This is a genomic window from Streptomyces sp. NPDC031225 (genome assembly GCF_055570355.1).
This window is the reverse complement of the sequence record NZ_JBVIHJ010000004.1, coordinates 84,778-103,297: the sequence shown is the minus strand read 5'-3', so window position 1 is coordinate 103,297 and position 18,520 is coordinate 84,778. Positions and strand designations below refer to the sequence as shown.

At 72.0% G+C, this 18,520-nt stretch carries 17 protein-coding genes, 1 other RNA gene and 1 pseudogene; 12 read left to right on the top strand and 7 right to left on the bottom strand.

Translation table 11 applies throughout. The annotated features are described in order from the left end of the window. Window positions 1–181: 181 nt before the first annotated feature. The 3 genes from ACZ48Z_RS07965 to ACZ48Z_RS07955 are packed head-to-tail and all read right to left on the bottom strand — an operon-like array spanning window position 182 to window position 3,230. Entirely contained in the window at window positions 182–1,573 is a 1,392-nt protein-coding gene (locus ACZ48Z_RS07965; RefSeq protein ID WP_468734945.1) for a sensor histidine kinase, read from the bottom strand. A gap of 14 nt (window positions 1,574–1,587) precedes the next feature. Next, entirely contained in the window at window positions 1,588–2,304 is a 717-nt protein-coding gene (locus ACZ48Z_RS07960; RefSeq protein WP_468734944.1) for an ABC transporter permease, read from the bottom strand. Then, a complete protein-coding gene (locus ACZ48Z_RS07955; RefSeq protein ID WP_468734943.1) occupies window positions 2,304–3,230 on the bottom strand; it encodes an ABC transporter ATP-binding protein in 927 nt (308 codons plus the stop codon). Before ACZ48Z_RS07955 ends, ACZ48Z_RS07960 begins: the two co-directional genes overlap by 1 nt. A 1,004-nt stretch (window positions 3,231–4,234) precedes the next feature. On the opposite strand from ACZ48Z_RS07955, the gene ACZ48Z_RS07950 reads away from it, so the two are divergent. Genes ACZ48Z_RS07950 through ACZ48Z_RS07940 form a run of 3 tightly spaced genes read left to right on the top strand, consistent with a single transcriptional unit; the run spans window position 4,235 to window position 7,152 of the window. After that, window positions 4,235–5,092, top strand: a complete 858-nt coding sequence (locus ACZ48Z_RS07950) for a MaoC/PaaZ C-terminal domain-containing protein (RefSeq protein ID WP_468734942.1) — start codon at window positions 4,235–4,237, stop codon at window positions 5,090–5,092. A gap of 30 nt (window positions 5,093–5,122) precedes the next feature. Continuing rightward, window positions 5,123–6,199, top strand: a complete 1,077-nt coding sequence (locus ACZ48Z_RS07945; protein WP_468734941.1) for a Zn-dependent alcohol dehydrogenase — start codon at window positions 5,123–5,125, stop codon at window positions 6,197–6,199. A gap of 14 nt (window positions 6,200–6,213) precedes the next feature. After that, window positions 6,214–7,152 carry a 3-oxoacyl-ACP reductase gene (locus ACZ48Z_RS07940; protein ID WP_468735230.1) on the top strand — a complete coding sequence of 313 codons (939 nt, stop codon included), beginning with the start codon at window positions 6,214–6,216 and terminating at the stop codon, window positions 7,150–7,152. A 75-nt stretch (window positions 7,153–7,227) separates the two neighbouring features. On the opposite strand, the gene ACZ48Z_RS07935 is transcribed toward ACZ48Z_RS07940, so the two are convergent. Next, a complete protein-coding gene (locus ACZ48Z_RS07935; protein WP_468734940.1) occupies window positions 7,228–7,380 on the bottom strand; it encodes a hypothetical protein in 153 nt (50 codons plus the stop codon). A gap of 97 nt (window positions 7,381–7,477) precedes the next feature. Beyond that, a complete protein-coding gene (locus tag ACZ48Z_RS07930; RefSeq protein WP_468735229.1) occupies window positions 7,478–8,701 on the bottom strand; it encodes a hypothetical protein in 1,224 nt (407 codons plus the stop codon). Window positions 8,702–8,898: 197 nt separating this feature from the next. Between ACZ48Z_RS07930 and ACZ48Z_RS07925 the strand changes: the two genes are divergently transcribed. From ACZ48Z_RS07925 to ACZ48Z_RS07915, 3 genes are read left to right on the top strand one after another with little or no spacing between them, the layout of a single operon-like run. Next, complete coding sequence (locus ACZ48Z_RS07925; RefSeq protein ID WP_468734939.1) at window positions 8,899–9,738, top strand: Nif3-like dinuclear metal center hexameric protein; 840 nt, start codon at window positions 8,899–8,901, stop codon at window positions 9,736–9,738. Beyond that, window positions 9,735–10,478 carry a zinc ribbon domain-containing protein gene (locus tag ACZ48Z_RS07920; RefSeq protein ID WP_468735228.1) on the top strand — a complete coding sequence of 248 codons (744 nt, stop codon included), beginning with the start codon at window positions 9,735–9,737 and terminating at the stop codon, window positions 10,476–10,478. Before ACZ48Z_RS07925 ends, ACZ48Z_RS07920 begins: the two co-directional genes overlap by 4 nt. Before the next feature lie 12 nt (window positions 10,479–10,490). Further along, complete coding sequence (locus tag ACZ48Z_RS07915; protein ID WP_468734938.1) at window positions 10,491–11,951, top strand: bifunctional RNase H/acid phosphatase; 1,461 nt, start codon at window positions 10,491–10,493, stop codon at window positions 11,949–11,951. On the opposite strand, the gene eda is transcribed toward ACZ48Z_RS07915, so the two are convergent. Then, window positions 11,934–12,581, bottom strand: coding sequence for a bifunctional 4-hydroxy-2-oxoglutarate aldolase/2-dehydro-3-deoxy-phosphogluconate aldolase (gene eda / locus ACZ48Z_RS07910; protein ID WP_468734937.1), 648 nt, complete (start codon window positions 12,579–12,581; stop codon window positions 11,934–11,936). The genes ACZ48Z_RS07915 and eda overlap by 18 nt on opposite strands. Window positions 12,582–12,681: 100 nt before the next feature. Next, entirely contained in the window at window positions 12,682–13,464 is a 783-nt protein-coding gene (yaaA, locus tag ACZ48Z_RS07905) for a peroxide stress protein YaaA (RefSeq protein ID WP_468734936.1), read from the bottom strand. Between the two features lie 75 nt (window positions 13,465–13,539). Here yaaA and ACZ48Z_RS07900 point away from each other — a divergent pair, with 75 nt between their 5' ends. From ACZ48Z_RS07900 to rnpB, 6 genes and pseudogenes are all read left to right on the top strand, one after another. Further along, window positions 13,540–14,973: an RNB domain-containing ribonuclease gene (locus ACZ48Z_RS07900; RefSeq protein WP_468734935.1), complete on the top strand. Its 1,434-nt coding sequence runs from the start codon at window positions 13,540–13,542 to the stop codon at window positions 14,971–14,973. 115 nt (window positions 14,974–15,088) lie between these two features. After that, window positions 15,089–15,517, top strand: coding sequence for a DUF4260 family protein (locus tag ACZ48Z_RS07895; RefSeq protein ID WP_468734934.1), 429 nt, complete (start codon window positions 15,089–15,091; stop codon window positions 15,515–15,517). A 136-nt stretch (window positions 15,518–15,653) separates the two neighbouring features. After that, window positions 15,654–16,142 carry a TetR/AcrR family transcriptional regulator gene (locus ACZ48Z_RS07890; RefSeq protein WP_468735227.1) on the top strand — a complete coding sequence of 163 codons (489 nt, stop codon included), beginning with the start codon at window positions 15,654–15,656 and terminating at the stop codon, window positions 16,140–16,142. 19 nt (window positions 16,143–16,161) lie between these two features. Then, a complete protein-coding gene (locus tag ACZ48Z_RS07885; RefSeq protein ID WP_468734933.1) occupies window positions 16,162–16,995 on the top strand; it encodes an AraC family transcriptional regulator in 834 nt (277 codons plus the stop codon). Window positions 16,996–17,013: 18 nt separating this feature from the next. Further along, window positions 17,014–17,844, top strand: a pseudogene (locus ACZ48Z_RS07880) (DMT family transporter); the annotation flags it as partial. A gap of 85 nt (window positions 17,845–17,929) precedes the next feature. Further along, window positions 17,930–18,337: RNase P RNA component class A (gene rnpB / locus ACZ48Z_RS07875), an RNA gene on the top strand. The last annotated feature ends 183 nt before the right edge of the window (window positions 18,338–18,520 follow it).

Genomic DNA, 18,520 nt, shown 5'->3' with positions numbered 1-18,520 from the left:
AACGGGCCGATGGACGGGCGGGGAGTGGACGACGAGCGGTGAGTGGACGACGGTCGAGGAGCGGACGACGGTCGAAGAGTGGCTGGGCTGTGCGGCATCACCCGGCAGGTCCCTGGCCACATCCCCCGGCATGTCCCTGGCCACCTCCCCGGCCCGGGCTTCGCGCACAGCCCTCGCCAGGTCATCGGGGTCTATCGGCACCGGCCGGCCCCGCCCCCACTGCTCCCTCAGGCGTCACGGACTCGACCGGCAACTCGGCCCGCACCACAAATCCGCCACGCGGCCCCGGCCCGGCCTCCAAGAGGCCGCCGGCCGCGGCGAGCCGCTCGGTGAGCCCCTTGAGACCGGTTCCGCCGATGCCCAGGGCCGGAGCTGGAGCTGTCGGGGCCGAAGGCGTGACCGGTGGGTCCGCGCGATCGCCCTCAGCGGCAGGCGTTCCCGCGGTCGCCGCCGTGACGGCCGGCGCCCCGGGGCCGTCGTTCCAGACACGCAGACGCACCCGTTCCGTCGAGCCCGCGACGGAGATCTCGCACCGCCGGGCCTCGCTGTGGCGCACCGCGTTGGTCACCGCCTCGCGCACCACCCAGCCCAGCAGCACCTCGGTCTGGGCGGTGAGCGGGGGACCGGAAACGCGTACGACGGGCTCGATTCCCGCGGCGCGCAGGGCGGAGGCGGCCCGGTCGAGGTCCGTACTGAGGCTGCCGTCGCGGTAGCCGGTGACGGCCTCGCGGATCTCGGTGAGTGCCTGGCGGCCGACCGACTCGATGTCGGTGACCTGGAGGAGAGCGGCGTCGAGATCACGCGGGGCGAGCCGGCGGGCCGCCTCCGACTTGACCACGATCACCGACAGGGTGTGACCGAGCAGGTCGTGGAGATCGCGGGAGAACCGTAGCCGTTCCTCCTCCACCGCGCGGCGGGCCAGTTCCTCGCGGGCCTCCCGCAACTGCCGTACCGCCTCCGAGAGGGACATGATCGCGGCCGTCACCATCGTGGAGATCCACGTGCCGTACGCGGTGTCCAGGCCGCCCCAGCCCTCGCGGAGGACGGAGACCGTGCCCGCGACCACGGTCACCACGACACCGACCCAGCGCAGATGCGGAGGCCGCACGACCGCGCCCGTCGCGAGGCCGAACAGAGGGAAGAACAGCAGCCAGTTGCCGCCGTATCCCATCGCCAGACCGCAGGTCACCAGCCCCAGCAGCGCCAGCGCCACCCGCGTGGAGAGCGCGTCGCGGGTCTTCTGGTGGAAGGCGCGGAAGGCGACGTAGATGTAGAGCGAGTTGAAGGCGAGCAGCCCGAAGGCGCCGAACCACGCGTTGGGGGTCTCGCGGTGGAAGAGGTTGGAGAAGGCCCCCATTCCCAGCAGGAGCCACGGCAGCAGTCCGAAACCGCTGCCGCCAACGACCGCGTTCGCGGGCATCTCCCCGGCCTTCAGCGCGGCCTTCTGCGAGGCCTTGTACTCGGCGTTGAGACGCTTCTTGTTCGCCTTGTAGTACCGCTGGTGCTCCCGCGCCCCGCGGGCCCCCTCGCGGATCTCGTCCACGCGGCACGAGAGTTTGCGCGACCAGGACATGACTGTTCCTCCGCTCACACGTTCCCGGCGTGCCGCCGGTACGACAGGACAGCGTACGAACCGAACAACAGCAGCCACACTCCCAGCACCAGGGCCGCGCCGGCCGTGGGCGCGTGGCCCGCCGCGACCGATCCGCCCAACTCGGCGAAGCGGTTGGTGGGGGTGTAAGTGGACAGCGTGCGCAGCCAGTCCGGGAAGAGGTCGACCGGGAACCACAGGCCGCCGAGCACCGCGAGGCCCAGGTTGCAGACCATGTTCGCCACGCCGGTGGTCTGCCCGGTGAGCCGGTAGCCGTTGCCGAGACCCAGCAGGGTGAACGGCACCGAGCCCAGCCACAGCAGTACCGCGAGCGCCGCCCACTGCCACAGGGCGAGCCGTACGCCGTTGACCAGCCCGCCCGCCGCGAGCACCGCCACGATCGCCGGCAGGACGGTCACCGAACCGGTCAGGGCCCGCCCCAGGACCACCTGGCGCGGCGGCATCGGAGTCACCCGCAGCTGCCGCAGCCAGCCGATCGCCCGGTCCTCGGCGACCCCACCGCCGGTGTTCAGCGCCGAGCCGACCGCACCGTAGGCGGCCATGCCCACCATCGCTCCGGTCCTCCAACCGGACTCGTCGGCACCGAGGTTGGTGAACAGCAGGTACATCATCACGGGCATCGCGATCCCGCCGATCACGAAACCGGCGTCCCGCAGGGTCCGGCGGGTCTCCAGCCACAGGTAGTCGAGCATCACACCGCCTCCGGGACCGTCGAGGTGACCTGCGGGGACTGCTGTGCGGTGAGCGCGAGGAACGCGTCGTCCAGCGAAGCCGGGGCGACCGTCAGGCCGTGGATCGCCCCCAGCTCGGCCAGGGCGATCACCGTCGCGTCGGAGTCGTCGGTGCGCAGCCGGGCCCGTCCACCGCGCATCTCCACCGACCGGACGCCCGGAAGCAGGCCGAAGCCCGCGGTGTCACGGCCCGCCGCGTCCACGGCGACGAGGCTGCCGCCCGCCGACCGCCGCAGCTGCTCGCCCGTGCCGTCGGCGACGATCCGGCCGTGGTCGACGACCAGGATCCGGTCGGCGAACGCGTCCGCCTCCTCCAGGTGGTGGGTGGAGAACAGGACGGTGTGGCCGCGGCGCGCGTATCCCCGCATCGAGGCCCAGAAGGCGTGCCGTGCCTCCACGTCCAGGGCGGCGGTGGGCTCGTCCAGGACGATCAGCGTGGGGTTCCCGGCGAGCGCCACGGCGAACCGCACGCGCTGGGTCTGGCCGCCGGAGAGCCGGTCCACGCGCCGACCGGCGAGCTCGGTGATCCCGGCCAGCTCCAGGGCCTCGGCGACGGGCAGCGGCGCCGGATAGCGCCCGGCCACGAAGGCGACCAGCTCGCGGACGGTGACCCGGGGGACCGCCCGCGCCTCCTGGAGCATCGCGCCCACCCGGCCGGCGCGCACCGCGTCGGAAGGGGCCCCACCGAAGAGCCGTACCGTGCCCGCGTCGGGCTCGTTCAGGCCGAGCAGCAGGGAGATCGTGGTCGACTTGCCGGCCCCGTTGCGGCCGAGCAGCGCGACGGTCTCGCCGGGCGCGATCTCCAGGTCGATCCCGTCGACGGCGCGGACGGCGCCGAAGGTCTTGACCGCCCCCGTGAAGGCGATGGCTGTGCTGGTCGCTGTCATGACGTCGACGCTACGAACTCGCCCTGCCCGCCCGGCAGATGCGCTTGTACGGAATCCGGCAGGACAAATGTCACGGGTACCGGACGCGAGGGACGGACAACCCAGGGTTGCCGGTCCCTAGTCAGTGGGTTCCAGCCCGGGATCGGCAGGCTTGGAAACCGACGGGCTCGGGAGCCGCGCACCTCGGGCCGACAGGCCCGGGACCGGCGCACCTCGGACCGGCAGCCCCGGAACCCGCAGCCCCGGAACCCGCAGCCCCGGAACCCGCAGCCCTGGAACCGGCAGGACCGGAACCGGCAGGACCGGAACCGGCAGGACCCGAACCGGCGCACCTCGGACCGGCAGCCTCGGAACCAGCAGCCCTGGGACCGGCAGGACCGGGACCGGCAGGACCGGGACCGGCAGGACCGGGACCGGCAGGACCGGAACCAGCAGCCCCGGAACCGGCAGGACCCGAACCGGCGCACCTCGGACCGGCAGCCTCGGAACCAGCAGCCCTGGAACCGGCAGGACCGGGACCGGCAGGACCGGAACCCGCAGCCCCGGAACCAGCAGCCCCGGAACCGGAAACCCCAGGACCGACGGCCTCGATGACCCGCACACCCCGGACCGGCACCCCTGAAACCGACAGACCTGGCGACCGCTCTACCCCAGGACCTTGACGACCGGCCCACCCCGGGACCCTCGCGACCGCCACACCTCGGGACCCCGGCGACCGGCCCACCCCAAGCCCTGGCGACCGCCACACCCCGAGACCCCGGCGACCAGCACACCCCAAGCCCTCGCGACCGACACACCCCCGCACACCCCGCGACGCACACACCTGGCACCCCACGACGCACCTACCTGACACCCCGTCAGGAGCCTTCACAAGTGCGGTGTGCTCGGCTATACAGAGGGCGCCGGACTGGAACGCGTTCTAGATCGGCCCGCGACGACCTCGGTGCGGCCGACGGTGCGGACGGCCGTACCGGGGTCTTGACTCCGCCACTGTCAGGAGCCGTATGCCCATCGATGCCGCCACAGCCCTCGCCGCCGAACCCCGGACCGGCGAGATCTCCTGGACCTCGAAGGACGTCCAGCTCTACCACCTCGGTATCGGTGCCGGGACCCCCGCGACCGACCCCGACGAACTGCGCTACACCCTCGAATCCCGGCTGCACGTCCTGCCCAGCTTCGCCACCGTCGCCGGCTCGGGCTCGCCGGGAGTGATCAGCGGACTGTCGATGCCGGGCATCGAGGTCGACCTCGCGCGCGTGCTGCACGGCGGGCAGAGCCTCGTGATCCACCGGCCCCTCCCGGCCGCGGGAACCGCCACCGCGACCAACCGGATCGCCGCCGTGTACGACAAGGGCAAGGCCGCCGTCCTGGTCATGCGGACCGAAGTGGCCGACACCGAGGGCCCGTTGTGGACGAACGACGCCCAGATCTTCGTACGCGGAGAGGGCGGCTGGGGCGGCGACCGGGGCCCCTCCGCCCGCCTGGAACCCCCGGCCGGCGAGCCGGACCGGATCGTGGAGCGCCGGATCCGCGAGGACCAGGCACTGCTCTACCGCCTCTCCGGCGACTGGAACCCGCTGCACGCCGACCCGGAGTTCGCCAAGGTCGCCGGGTTCGAACGGCCCATCCTGCACGGGCTGTGCACCTACGGCATGACGCTGAAGGCGGTCGTCGACACGCTGCTCGGCGGCGATGTGACCCGGGTGCGGTCCTACGTCACCCGGTTCGCCGGGGTCGTGTACCCGGGGGAGACCCTGCGGATCCGTATGTGGCACACGGCGGAGTCCACCCGGGTCGCCGTCGGCGCGATCGAGCGGGACGACGCGCCCGTCCTCGCCGACACCGTCGTCGAACACTCCTGAACCCTGGATGACCCTGAGGGGAGCCGCACCATGCGCGCAGCCGTACTGCACGAGATCGGCCAGGAAAAGCTCGAAGTCCTCGACGACGTCGAGGCGGTGGGGTTCGGCCCCGGCAGGGTCAGGATCCGGGTACGGGCCACGGGGCTGTGCCACTCCGACCTGTCCGCGATGGGCGGGGTCCTCCCGCAGCCCGCCCCCTTCGTTCCGGGGCACGAGGGCGCGGGCGAGATCCTCGAAGTCGGGGAGGGCGTAAGCCACTTGAAGCCCGGCGACCGGGTCGTCGTCTGCTGGCTGCCCGCCTGCGGCGTCTGTCCCGCCTGCAAGCGCGGCCAGACCGAACTGTGCCTGGCCGGGTTCATGAACGCGGGCACCCCCAACTTCAGGCGCCCCGGCGGCGACATCTTCGGCTTCGCGGGCACCGGCACCTTCGCCGAGGAGGTCGTCGTCGACGCCGGTTGCGCGGTGCCGATCCCCGACGACGTGCCCTTCGACATAGCGGCGCTGATCGGCTGCGGGGTCACCACCGGACTCGGGGCCGCGCTCAACACCGCCGACGTGGAGGCCGGTTCGTCGGTCGCCGTGATCGGCTGCGGCGGTGTCGGCATCTCCGCGATCCAGGGTGCCCGCCTCAAGGGCGCCGCCGAGATCGTCGCCGTCGACCCGGTCGCCTCGCGCCGGGAGGCCGCCCTGAAGTTCGGCGCCACCCGGGCCGTCTCCCCGGAGGAACTGGCCGACGCCAAGCAGCAGGTCACCGCGGGCGAGGGCTTCGACTACGTCTTCGAGGTCGTCGGCAGGTCGGCGACCGCCCGCACGGCGTACGACACCACCCGGCGCGGCGGCACCCTCGTGGTCGTCGGCGCGGGCGCCATGGACGACAACCTCCAGCTCAACATGTTCGAGCTGTTCTTCGACGAGAAGCGCATCCTGCCGTCCATGTACGGCGGCGGCGACGTCCTGCGTTCCTACGAGCGGACCATCGCCCTGTGGCGGGCTGGCCGCGTCGACCTGGACGGTCTGATCACCCACCGGGTGTCGTTGAGCGAGATCAACGAGGCACTCGACCAGATGCGCACGGGCACCTCCCTGCGCACATGCATCGAGATCTGAGGGCCGCGATGCCGATGTCACTGCCACTTGAGGGACTCACGGCGATCGTCACCGGCGCAGGCCGGGGGCTGGGCCGGGCCGAGGCGCTGGAGCTGGCCCGGCTCGGCGCGGCCGTGGTCGTCAACGACTACGGACAGTCGGGCCGTGACGGTTCCGGTGAGGCCTCCGCGGGCCCCGCCGAGCAGGTCGCCGAGGAGATCCGGGCCTCGGGCGGACAGGCCTCCGCCCACACCGGAGACGTGGCCGACCACCAACAGGCGGGAAAGCTGGTCGAGTCGGCGATCGCCGAGTTCGGCAGGCTCGACATCCTCGTCAACAACGCGGGCATCCTGCGCGACCGCATGGTGTTCTCCATGACCGAGGGCGAGTGGGACGCGGTGATCCGGGTCCACCTCAAGGGCCACTTCAACACGACCCGGTTCGCGGCCGCACACTGGCGGGAGCGGTCCAAGGCGGCGAACGGGCCGGTGTACGGCCGTATCGTGAACACCTCCTCGGAGGCCTTCCTCGCCGGGTCCGCCGGACAGCCCAACTACGCGGCAGCCAAGGGCGGGATCGTCGGGCTCACCACCTCGACGGCGCTCGCGCTCGCCAAGTACGGCGTGACCGCCAACGCCATCTGCCCGCGTGCCCGCACCCGGATGACCGAGGACGTCTTCGCCGGCTTCGAGCAGCCCGAGTCGGGACTCGACCCCCTCGCCCCCGAGCATGTCGCCCCGCTCGTCGGCTACTTGGCCTCGCCCGCCGCCGAGCGCGTCAACGGCCAGCTGCTCGTCGTGCACGGAGGGATGGTGGTGGTCGTCGAACGGCCGCGGGTGCAGGCCAAGTTCGACAGCAAGCAGGACGCCTTCACCTACGACGAGCTGGACGCGCTGCTCACCCCGCACTACGCGCGGCGGCCGACGGGGGAGACGTTCGCGGCGGCGGAAGTGCTGGGACTCAAACGGGAATAGGCCGGTTGTCCGGTGCACCGGACGCGAAACGGCCCTGCCCCTCGTACGAGAGGCAGGGCCGTGTGCCGTCCGCCGTCAGGCCGCGATCTCGGTCTGCTCGACCGACTTGCGGTGACGGCCGCGTGGGGCCGACTCGCTGTCCTGGACCGAGACCGGACCACGGTGCTTACCGTGGCCGGTGGACTCCTGGACGTCGGCAGTCGACTGTTTCGTGCTGGCGTCGCTCATCGGAAGTAATTCACCCCGTCAACATGATCTTTCTTACAGCGGGGCGATTTTAACCAGCGCACCACGGAGCGAATCCAGACGGCCGGACCAACCGGCACTACTTCGTTACAAGATTGCCCAACGGGGCTTGCTGCAGAGGCACCGGGCGTGCCACGACAGGCTCCGGAGGACCCGGTTCCGGCGACCGGGCGCCCCTGCCGCCACCGCTGTCACCGTCCCCTTCCGGATCCTCCGGGCCCGTTTCCCCCGCCCCCGTTTCCCCCGGGCCCCCGGCTTCCCCGCCGAGGACCCCGCTCCTGGATGCAGCCGCCCACCGCGCCACCCCGCACGGCGCGTCCGCCGTGGTGTACGGCAGCAGCAGCTCCCCGGCCTCGGTCCACAGTCCCGCCCCCGCCAACCACCCCTCGGGCGCCAGGAGATGCTCGACCTGCCGGGCCGCGGGCCGCCACACACCCACCCAGCTGCCCATCGGGCCGTCGATGCGCAGCGCCACCCCACAGTTCTCCGGCGTCAGCACCTGCCCCGGCTGGATCGCGAACGGCGTCACCGTGCAGTCCGGCACCCGCAGGCACTCCGGGAACCGCACCGGCAGCGTGCTGCCCAACACCCCCCACCCCAGCCGCTCACGCCCCGGCGAGGGCGCGTCCGAGGAGATCAGCAGCAGCCCGCTGTCCGGGTCGGCAAGCAGCAGCCGGTCGTCGCTGCCGTCGGCGATCTGCAGCAGCGGCGACACCTCCCCGCCCCGCTCCAGATCGACCACGACGGACTTGGTGCGGCCGCCCACCTCCCGGTCGAGCACGAGCATCCGCCCCGCCGTGTCCAGCCACACCCCGCCCGAGCAGCGCCCCGGGATCTCCGCCAGGTGCTCGGGCCCGAAGGCGCCGCCCGCCACCAGCCACACGGCACTGGAGCGCCGGCCCACGGCGAGCGCGTACGCCTTCTCGCCGCCCGGCGCCGGCGGCAGCAGCCGTAGGGCCGTCCCCTCGTCGGGGCACTCGACCGCGCCCAACGGCAGCTCGCCGGTGGTGGGGCCGGTCGGGTACAGCAGCGAGAAGTTGTGCCGCCCGTCCGCGAACCGCCTGATCAGCACCCTTCCGTCGCTCATCGGGTGCACTTCGGTACCGGGCTCCTCGGGCTGGTTGCCGGGTAGTGGCACCGCGTACGGCTCGGGGCCGTCCAGGGTCCAGCGCTCCGGGAACCAGGAGTCGCCGTTCTGGGCGAGGCGGGCCGCGTAGGAGCCGTCGACAGTGATCACGCAATGCGTCCGCGGGCTCTCCCCGTCCTCGTCAGCCGCCGCGGGCTCGATGGCACAGGCCGTCATCGTCTGGTCACCTCCGGCCACGAAAGTAGTTTTCGCACGCACAGGCGTGGGACCGGCAGGCTTTCGCGTCACACAAAGGGATGGCCCAGGAACGATTCGCCTGAGGAAACCGGGACGACTGTGCTCGCCGGGGCGCGGGTTCCGGTGGACCGACGGCACAGGTTCTACCGGGAAGAACAGGCAGGTAGCCTTGCCCCGTGCCCCGTCTGTCTGAAGTCATCGCCGCGCTGGAGAGCCTGTGGCCCGCCGAGCGGGCCGAGTCCTGGGACGCGGTCGGCACCGTCGTGGGCGATCCCGACCAGGAGGTCACGCGGATCCTGTTCGCCGTCGACCCGGTCCAGGAGATCGTCGACGAAGCGGTGAAGCTGGACGCGGACCTGCTGGTCACCCACCACCCCCTCTACCTGCGCGGTACGACGACCGTGGCGGCCTCGCACTTCAAGGGCCGCGTCGTGCACACGTTGATCAAGAACGACATCGCCCTGCACGTGGCCCACACCAACGCGGACACCGCCGACCCGGGCGTCTCCGACGCGCTCGCCGGCGCCCTCGACGTCCGGGTCGTAGGGCCCCTGGTGCCGGACCCGACGGATCCGTCCGGGCGCCGGGGCCTTGGGCGCGTGTGCGAGCTGGACTCCCCGATGACCGTGCGCGAGTTCGCCGCGAGGGCCGCCGAGCGCCTGCCCGCCACCGCGCAGGGCATCCGCGTCGCCGGTGACCCGGAGGCCACCGTCCGCACGATCGCCGTCAGCGGCGGTTCCGGCGACAGCCTCTTCGACCAGGTCCGCGCGGCCGGCGTCGACGCCTTCCTCACCGCGGACCTGCGCCACCACCCGGTCTCCGAAGCGGTCGCCCAAGGCCCCCTCGCACTGCTCGACGCGGCGCACTGGGCCACCGAGTGGCCCTGGTGCGAGCTGGCCGCCGCCCAGCTCGACGAGATCTCCGACCGCCACGGCTGGGACCTGCGCGTGCACGTCTCCAAGACGGTCACCGACCCCTGGACCAGTCACTCCCCTTCACCTGGAGCCCCCAACTGAACGCCGCGCCCGCCGACCAGATCCGCCTCCTCGACGTCCAGGCCCTCGACGTCCGCCTCCAGCAGCTCGCGCACAAGCGCAGGTCGCTGCCCGAGCACGCCGAGATCGAAGCGCTCACCAAGGACGCCACCCAGCTGCGCGACCTGCTCGTCGCCGCGCAGACCGAGGAGAGCGACACCGCCCGTGAGCAGACCAAGGCCGAGCAGGACGTCGACCAGGTCCGCCAGCGCGCCACCCGCGACCAGCAGCGCCTGGACTCCGGTGCCGTGACCTCGCCCAAGGACCTGGAGAACCTCCAGCGCGAGATCGTCTCCCTCGCCAAGCGCCAGGGTGACCTTGAGGACGTCGTCCTGGAGGTCATGGAGCGTCGCGAGTCCGCGCAGGAGCGGGTCGCCGAGCTCACCGAACGCGTCTCCTCCGTCCAGGCGAAGATCGACGACGCGACGTCCCGCCGGGACGCGGCACTCGCAGTGCTGGACGGCGACGCCGCCACGGCGACCAAGGAGCGCTCGGTCGTCGCGGGCACCGTCCCCGCCGACCTCCTCAAGCTCTACGACAAGCTCCGCGAGCAGCAGGGCGGCGTCGGCGCGGCCAAGCTGTACCAGCGCACCTGCCAGGGCTGCCGCCAGGAGCTCGCGATCACCGACTTCAACGAGGTCCGCGCCGCCGCCCCCGACACCGTGGTGCGCTGCGAGAACTGCCGCCGCATCCTGGTGCGCACGTCCGAGTCCGGTCTGTAAGGAGCTTCAGACGTGCGGGAGTTCATCGTCGAGGCCGACGGCGGCTCGCGGGGCAACCCCGGGCCCGCCGGGTACGGCTCCGTGGTCCTGGACGCGGTGACGGGGGAGACGCTGGTCGAGGTGTACGAATACCTCGGCGTCGTCACCAACAACGTCGCCGAGTACCGGGGACTGCTGGCCGGGCTGCGCGCCGCGCACGACCTCGACCCGTCCGCCTCCGTGCACGTCCGCATGGACTCCAAGCTGGTCGTCGAGCAGATGTCGGGCCGCTGGAAGATCAAGCACCCGGACATGAAGCCGCTGGCCATGGAGGCGGCACGGATCTACCCGCCAGGGCAGGTCACATACGAGTGGATCCCACGCGAGCAGAACAAGCACGCGGACCGGTTGGCCAACGAGGCGATGGACTCGGGAGCGTCTGCCAGTTCGGTGCGGCGGGGGGCGGTCGTCGCGGCGACGGGTGTCGGGGCGCAAGGTGTCGGGGCGGCGAGTTCCTCCTCGGCCGGTTTGTCGGCGACTTCGGCTGGTTCGTCTGCGACTTCGGCCGGTTCGTGGGCGCCTTCGGCGGGTTCGTCTGCGACGGCGAACTCCTCTTCGGCGGGGCTGTCCGCGGCGGGTTCGTCGGCGTGGGCGGGACCTTCGGCGCTGTTCCCGTCCGCCGGCTCGGCGTCACCCGCGGCTGCTTCCTCCGCCGGTTCCTCTTCGTCCCCGGCGTCGTCGCAGGCGTCGTCGTCCCGTCGCGGCGGGGCGGAGACCCCCGGCGGTGCAGCCGCTGGCGCCAGGGCGGAGGCCGACGTGCGGGCGGCTCGTACCGTGGCGAGTCCGGGCTGGGCCCCGGCCGACATGGGCGCGCCCACCACGTTCGTGCTCCTGCGGCACGGTGAGACCCCGCTGACCCCACAGAAGCGGTTCTCGGGAAGCGGCGGTACCGATCCGGCCCTCTCCGACGTCGGCAGGGAGCAGGCGCAGCGAGCGGCCGAAGCCATGGCCCGGCGGGGCACGATCCAGCACATCCTGGCCTCGCCGCTGACCCGTACCCGGGAGACCGCCGCCGCCGTGGCCGACCGGCTCGGCCTGGACGTCACCGTCGAGGACGGGCTGATCGAGACCGACTTCGGCGCCTGGGAGGGCCTGACCTTCGGCGAGGTGCGCGAGCTCTACCCGGACGACCTGAACACCTGGCTGTCCGACCCGGAGGCCGAACCGACCGGCGGCGGCGAGAGCTTCACGGCCACGGCGACCCGGATCGCGGCGACCAGGGACAAGCTCGTGGCGGCGTACGCGGGCCGCACGGTCCTGCTCGTCACGCACGTCACCCCGATCAAGACGTTCGTGCGCCTCGCCCTGGGCGCCCCGCCCGAGTCCCTGTTCCGCATGGAACTCTCGGCGGCCTCCCTGTCCGTGGTGGCCCACTACGCCGACGGCAACGCCAGCGTGCGACTCCTCAACGACACCTCACACCTGCGCCCGTAGCATCCTCAGCCCGGCGGCCTCCCGGGCCAGCGCCTTCACCCGCCCCCAGTCCCGCGAGGCGATGGCATCGGCGGGCAGCATCCAAGTCCCGCCCACACAGCCGACGTTGGGCAGAGACAGGTACTCCGGCGCGTTGCCGGGCCCGATCCCCCCGGTCGGGCAGAACCGCGCCCGCGGCAACGGCCCGGCGAGCGACGTCAGATACGCCGTACCGCCCGCGGCCTCCGCGGGGAAGAACTTCATCTCCGTCACGCCCCGCTCCAGCAGCGCCACGACCTCCGACGTGGTCGACACCCCGGGCAGGAACGGCAGCCCCGACTCCCGCATCGCCGCCAGCAGTACGTCCGTCCACCCCGGGCTGACCAGGAAGCGAGCCCCCGCGGCCACGCAGTCGCCCACCTGGGCCGGCGTGATGACCGTCCCGGCCCCGACCACCGCGTCCGGCACCTCGTCGGCGATCGCCCGGATCGCGTCGAGCGCGGCCGGGGTGCGCAGCGTCACCTCGATCGCGGGCAGCCCACCGGCGACCAGCGCCCGCGCGAGCGGCACGGCGTCGGACGCGTCCGCCACGACCACGACGGGGACGACGGGCGCGATGTCGAGAAGGGAGGCATGCGTGGAGGAGGCCATGGCGTCATCCTGCCGAAGCGATGCGAGGTGCGCAAAGGTCGTTGCATCGTCTGCAACGGCTGGCCTCGTGGTGTCCTCGTTCCGTCCCCGCGGGCGGACCTCAGTGGATCTCGTCCACCAGCACATCCAGGGCCCACGCCTGCCCGGACCTCGCGGGCGCCTGCGCCTCCACCACGTACCCGAGCTCCCGCAGCGCCTCCACCAGCTCGGCCGGGCCCTTCGGGGAGACCCCCGCGGACAGCAGACTCCGCACCATCCGCCCCTTGGTCGCCTTGTTGAAGTGGCTGACGACCTTCCCGGTCGGCGCGTGCAGCACCCGTACGGTCGCCGTCCGCCCCGCGACCTCGCCCTTCGGCTTCCACGCGGCGGCGTAGGCGGAGGACCGCAGGTCGAGCACGAGCCCGTTCCCGGCGGCCTCGGCGAGAACGCCGGCCATCGGCGTACGCCAGTGCGAGCCCAGCGCCCCGATCCCCGGCAGCCGCACCCCCATCGAGCAGCGGTAGGAGGGGATCCGGTCGGTCACCCGGACCGCACCCCACAACCCCGAGAACACCAGCAGCGAACGCCCGGCCCGCCTTTTCGCGGCCGTGTCGAGGGAAGCCAGGTCGAGGGCGTCGTAGAGCACACCCGTGTAGATCTCCCCGGCGGGCCGTGCTCCCGCGGTCCTGAGCTCGACGTTCTTCGCGACCTCGCCCCGCAGCCCCTCGCTCAGCCCCAGCACCTCGCGCGCCTTCTCCTCGTCCCCCGCGCACAGCTCCACGAGCGCGTCGAGGACCGCCTCCCGGCTCTCGTTGAGCCCCGGCAGCGAGAGCGACTCCAGCTTCAGCGGGGCGCCACGACCGGAGGACGCCTTGCCTTCGGAGGGAGGCAGCAGGACCAGCACGGAAGATCTCCTTCTGTTGAACTCCGCCACAGCGTACGGCGTGCTCGCCGGTGCGCCCGGCCCTACGCTCGCTGTATGCCCCGCCGCCGCATACGCGTGACCGACGTCCCGCTACGGGCTGCCTTCGACGCCCTGCGCACCGAACTCGGCGTGCCGTCGGACTTCCCGCCCGACGTGACGGCGGAGGCGCAACGGACGCCTCCGCTCCAGGCCTACGACGACGCCACCGACCTCCCCCTCCTCACCATCGACCCGCCCACGTCCACCGACCTCGACCAGGCGATGCACCTGTCCCGGCAGGGCACCGGCTACCGCGTCCGGTACGCCATCGCCGACGTCGCCGCCTTCGTCGTCCCCGGATCGGCGCTGGACGCGGAGACGCATCGGAGGGTCGCCACCCTCTACTTCCCGGACGAGAAGGTCCCTCTGCACCCGCCCCTGCTCAGCGAGGGGGCCGCGAGCCTGCTCCCGGACCAGGTCCGCCCGGCCGCCCTGTGGACGATCGACCTCGACGCGGACGGCCGTACGACCGCGGCCGACGTCCGCCGTTGCCTGGTCCGCAGCCGGGCCAAGCTCGCCTACGAGGGCGTACAGAAGGCGATCGACTCCGGCACGGCCGAGGAACCGCTGGTGTTGCTGGCGGAGGTGGGCCGGCTGCGAGAGGCGCTGGAGGTCGAGCGCGGCGGAATCTCCTTGCGGGTCCCCGAACAGGAGATCGTCGAGCGGAACGGCACATACGAACCGACCTACCGCGCCCCACTGCCCGCCGAGGGCTGGAACGCCCAGATCTCCCTGCTCACGGGCATGGCCGCGGCCGACCTGATGCTCACACACGGAACGGGAGTGCTCCGCACGCTCCCGGCCGCACCGGACGGCGCGGTCGGCCGCCTCCGCCGTACCGCCCAGGCCCTGCACATCGACTGGCCGCACCACATGTCGTACGCGGCACTGGTGCGGTCCCTGGACCCGGCGATCCCCCACCACGCGGCCTTCCTCCTGGAGTGCACGACGCTGTTGCGCGGCGCCGGCTACACGGATTTCCGCGACGGCGTCCTCCCGGCCATCACCACCCACGCGGCCGTGGCCGCCCCCTACGCCCACTGCACGGCCCCGCTTCGGCGTCTGGTCGACCGGTATGCGTCGGAGATCTGCCTGGCAGCGGTGGCAGGGGCGGAGGTGCCGGACTGGGTTCGTTCCGCGCTGGACGCCCTGCCGGGTGAGATGTCCGAGGGCTCGCGACGGGCGAACAGGGCCGAGCGGGCGTGCGTCGACATCGTCGAGGCGGCACTGCTGAAGGACCGCGTGGGCGAGGTCTTCGACGGCTGCGTGGTGGACGTGGACGAACGCCGACCGACGCTCGGAACGGTGCAGTTGGAGACACCGGCGGTGATCGGCCGGGTGGAGGGGGAGGGGCTGGGGCAGAGGCTGGGAGAGCGGCTGAGGGTCAGGCTCATCGAGGCGGAACTGGCGGGTCCGGGTGGCGGGAAGGTGCGGTTCGCGCCTGCGTGAGCCGCCGCCGACGACGCCGAAGCTGACGGTTGAGCCTTGCCGTTCGCTTGACGGCTAACATCGTTAGCCATACGGTGTGGCTAACGATGTTAGCCGAGTCTGCCGGAGGAAAACCATGAGCACGGTCACCACCACCGGTCGTCCTGTCCGTGACCGCCGAGTCCTCACCATCGTCCGCCGCACGGCCTGGCTCGCGGGCGCACTGTTCTGGTCCGCGTTCGCGGTGCTGGAGGCCGTCAACCACGGCTGGCTCGCGGGCACCCTCGCCCTCGCCTTCTTCGTCCTCCCGGACCTGACCTTCCTGGTCGCCCTCGACGAGGCGCCCGGGATGGAGAAGGGGCAGCTCCCGCCGCGCGCGGTGCCGTACTACAACGCGATGCACCGGGCGGCGGTCCCCCTGGCGCTGATGGCCCTGTACACGTTCGGCCCCGTGACCGCCTGGCCCCCGGCGTTCGCGGCCCTGTGCGGCTGGCTCGCCCACATCTCGTTCGATCGCGCCTTCGGGTACGGGCTGCGGACGAAGGAGGGGTTCCAGCGTGACTGACGCCAACGGTGGACCGGGGGAGCGGGCAGGTGCCGCCGTGGCGCAGGGGCAGGGGCAGGGGCAGGGACAGGGGCAGGGACAGGGGCAGGGACAGAGTGACCGTCCGGGTGACCGTCTCACCCCCCGCGCCCGGGAGATCGCGACGGCCGCACGAGGGCTGCTGGAGGAGTCCGGCCCCACCGCGCTCACCCTGCGGGCCGTTGCCGACCGACTGGGCATCAAGGCGCCCTCCCTCTACAAGCACTTCCCGGACAAGCAGGCCGTGGAGGTCGAACTGGTCGCGCAGATGCTGGAGGAGTCCGCGGAGGCGTTGGAGACCGCGGAACAACGAACCCCCGGCTCCCTGCCGGCCCTGGCCGAGGCCTACCGGGCGTATGCCCTGGCCCACCCCCACCTCTACTGCCTCAGCACCGAACGCCCCCTCCCACGCCCCGCGCTCCCCCCGGGCCTGGAGGACCGTGCCGCGATGCCGCTGCTGCGGACCTGCGGCGGCGACCTGGACCTGGCCCGCTCGGTCTGGGCCTTCGCCCACGGCATGGTGATCCTGGAGATCCACGGCAGGTTTCCGGACGACGCGGACCTGGACGCGGCATGGAAGAGGGGCCTGAAGTCGTTGCACCCTTAGCGATGGACGGGGGCAGGCGATGAACGCACGGGAACAGGCTCTGTGGACCAGGGCTCGGCTGGGCCGCTGCGGCCCACCCCTGGACCTCCTGACCGCCCGCTTCGACCGCCACGTATACGCCCCCCACACCCACGACGAGTACACGATCGGCGTCTGCGTCGGCGGCGCGGAGCTCATCGACTACCGCGGCGGCCACATCCGCACGGGCCCCGGCTCGATCGTCGTCCTGGCCCCGGGCGAGATGCACACGGGCGGCCCGGGAAACACGACGGACGGTTACGCGTACCGGGCCCTGTACGCCGCGCCGGCTCTGCTCACGGACGGAAGCGCGGACATCGGCCTCCCCCACTTCCGCGAACCACTCCTCGACGACCCGGAACTGGCCGCGGCACTCCTCTCCGCCCACACCGAACTCAGCGCCTGCCCCGACCCGTTGGAGACGGAGTCCCGCCTCCCCTGGCTGTTGACGGCCCTGGCCTGCCGCCACTCCACGGCACGCGTGACGACCTGCCCGATCCCGGGCGCGGAGGCGGTGGCGAGAGCGGTACGCGACCGCCTGGCCGACGAGTTGCTGTCACCCCCGTCCCTCGCCGACATGGCCGCGGACCTGGGCCTGTCCCGGTACCAACTCCTTCGGGCCTTCCGTACGACGATGGGGGTGCCGCCGTACGCATGGCTGGCCCAGTACAGGGTCGGCAGGGCGCGCGGCCTACTGGAATCCGGTCTGCGCCCGGCCGAGGTGGCGGGCCTGGTGGGCTTCGCGGACCAGGCCCACCTGACGCGCTGGTTCCGCCGGGTGCTGGGGGTGACCCCGGCGGCGTACCGCAACAGCGTTCAAGACGTAAGTCGTTGAGATGTTGAGGATGGCCGCATGACTGCACGCGGCTGGTTCCTGTTCTCCCTGATGGGAGTGGTCTGGGGCATCCCCTACCTGATGATCAAAGTGGCGGTGGACGCCCCGCTGTCCGCGGCGATGGTGGTGTTCGTACGCTGCGCTGTGGGCGCGCTGCTCCTGCTGCCGTTCGCGATCCGGCAGGGAGGTCTGACGTCGACCGTACGGTCGCACTGGCGCCCCATGCTGGCCTTCGCGGTCATAGAGATCATGGGCCCCTGGTACACGCTTACGGAAGCGGAACGCCACCTCTCCAGCTCCACGGCCGGTCTGCTGATCGCGGGCGTACCGATAGTCGGCGTGGTCCTGGCCCGCTTCTTCGGCGACACGGAACGGCTGGGCGTACGGCGGGTGACGGGCCTGGGACTGGGCCTTGCGGGTGTAGGGGTACTGACGGTCCCGCACCTCACCGGGGGCGACGCGAAGTCGATGGCGGAGGTGCTGGTGACGGTGGTGGGGTACGCGACGGCGCCCCTGATAGCCGCGCGCCACCTGAAGGACGTCCCGTCTCTCCAGCTCACGGCACCATGCCTGGCCTTGGCGGCCCTGGTGTACGCCCCGGGAGCGGCCCTGACCTGGCCTGCCTCAGTCCCCTCCGCCTCGGTCCTCGCCGCCCTCGCGGGCCTCGGCGTGATCTGCACGGCGGTGGCCTTCGTCGCCTTCCTGGAACTGATCAAGGAGGTCGGCCCGACGAGGGCGACGGTGATCACGTACGTCAACCCGGCAGTGGCGGTGGTGGCGGGAGTGCTGTTCCTGTCCGAGCCGCTGACTCTCGGTGTGGGCGTCGCCTTCGCCCTCATCCTGACCGGCTCGGTCCTGGCCACGGCGGGCCCGGTCAAGGTCACCGCGGAACCATCGTGCCCCGAGTCCCCGGTAACATGGTCCCCACGGCAGACGAGCCGGGCGGACGGCCGCGTGGAATCCTCCCTGGGAGGACTCCCCGAGGAACGTCCGGGCTCCACAGGGCAGGGTGATGGCTAACGGCCACCCGGGGTGACCCGCGGGACAGTGCCACAGAAAACAAACCGCCCGGTGCTTCGGCACTGGGTAAGGGTGAAACGGTGGTGTAAGAGACCACCAGCGCCTGAGGCGACTCAGGCGGCTAGGTAAACCCCACCCGGAGCAAGGTCAAAAGGAGCGCCTTAAAAAGCGCTCTGCGGGGACGTTCGAGGGCTGCCCGCCCGAGTCCCCGGGTAGACCGCACGAGGCCTACGGCAACGTAGGCCCTAGATGGATGGCCGTCGCCGGGGGGATCGTGAGGTCCTCCCGGAAACAGAACCCGGCGTACGGCCCGGCTCGTCTGTCGCCACTTACGGACTTGCCTAGGAAAGGGCCTCTGAACTACGACGGAGGCCCTTTCCGGCTTTTCGGAAGCTTGTCGCGTCAGGCGGCGCAAAGTCCCTCGGGAGTCCCCTCGGGCAGCGCTTAAAGTCCCTGAAGTCACAGAGGGTGTAACAGTCCGTCGGACACCCGTGAACGTGAATGT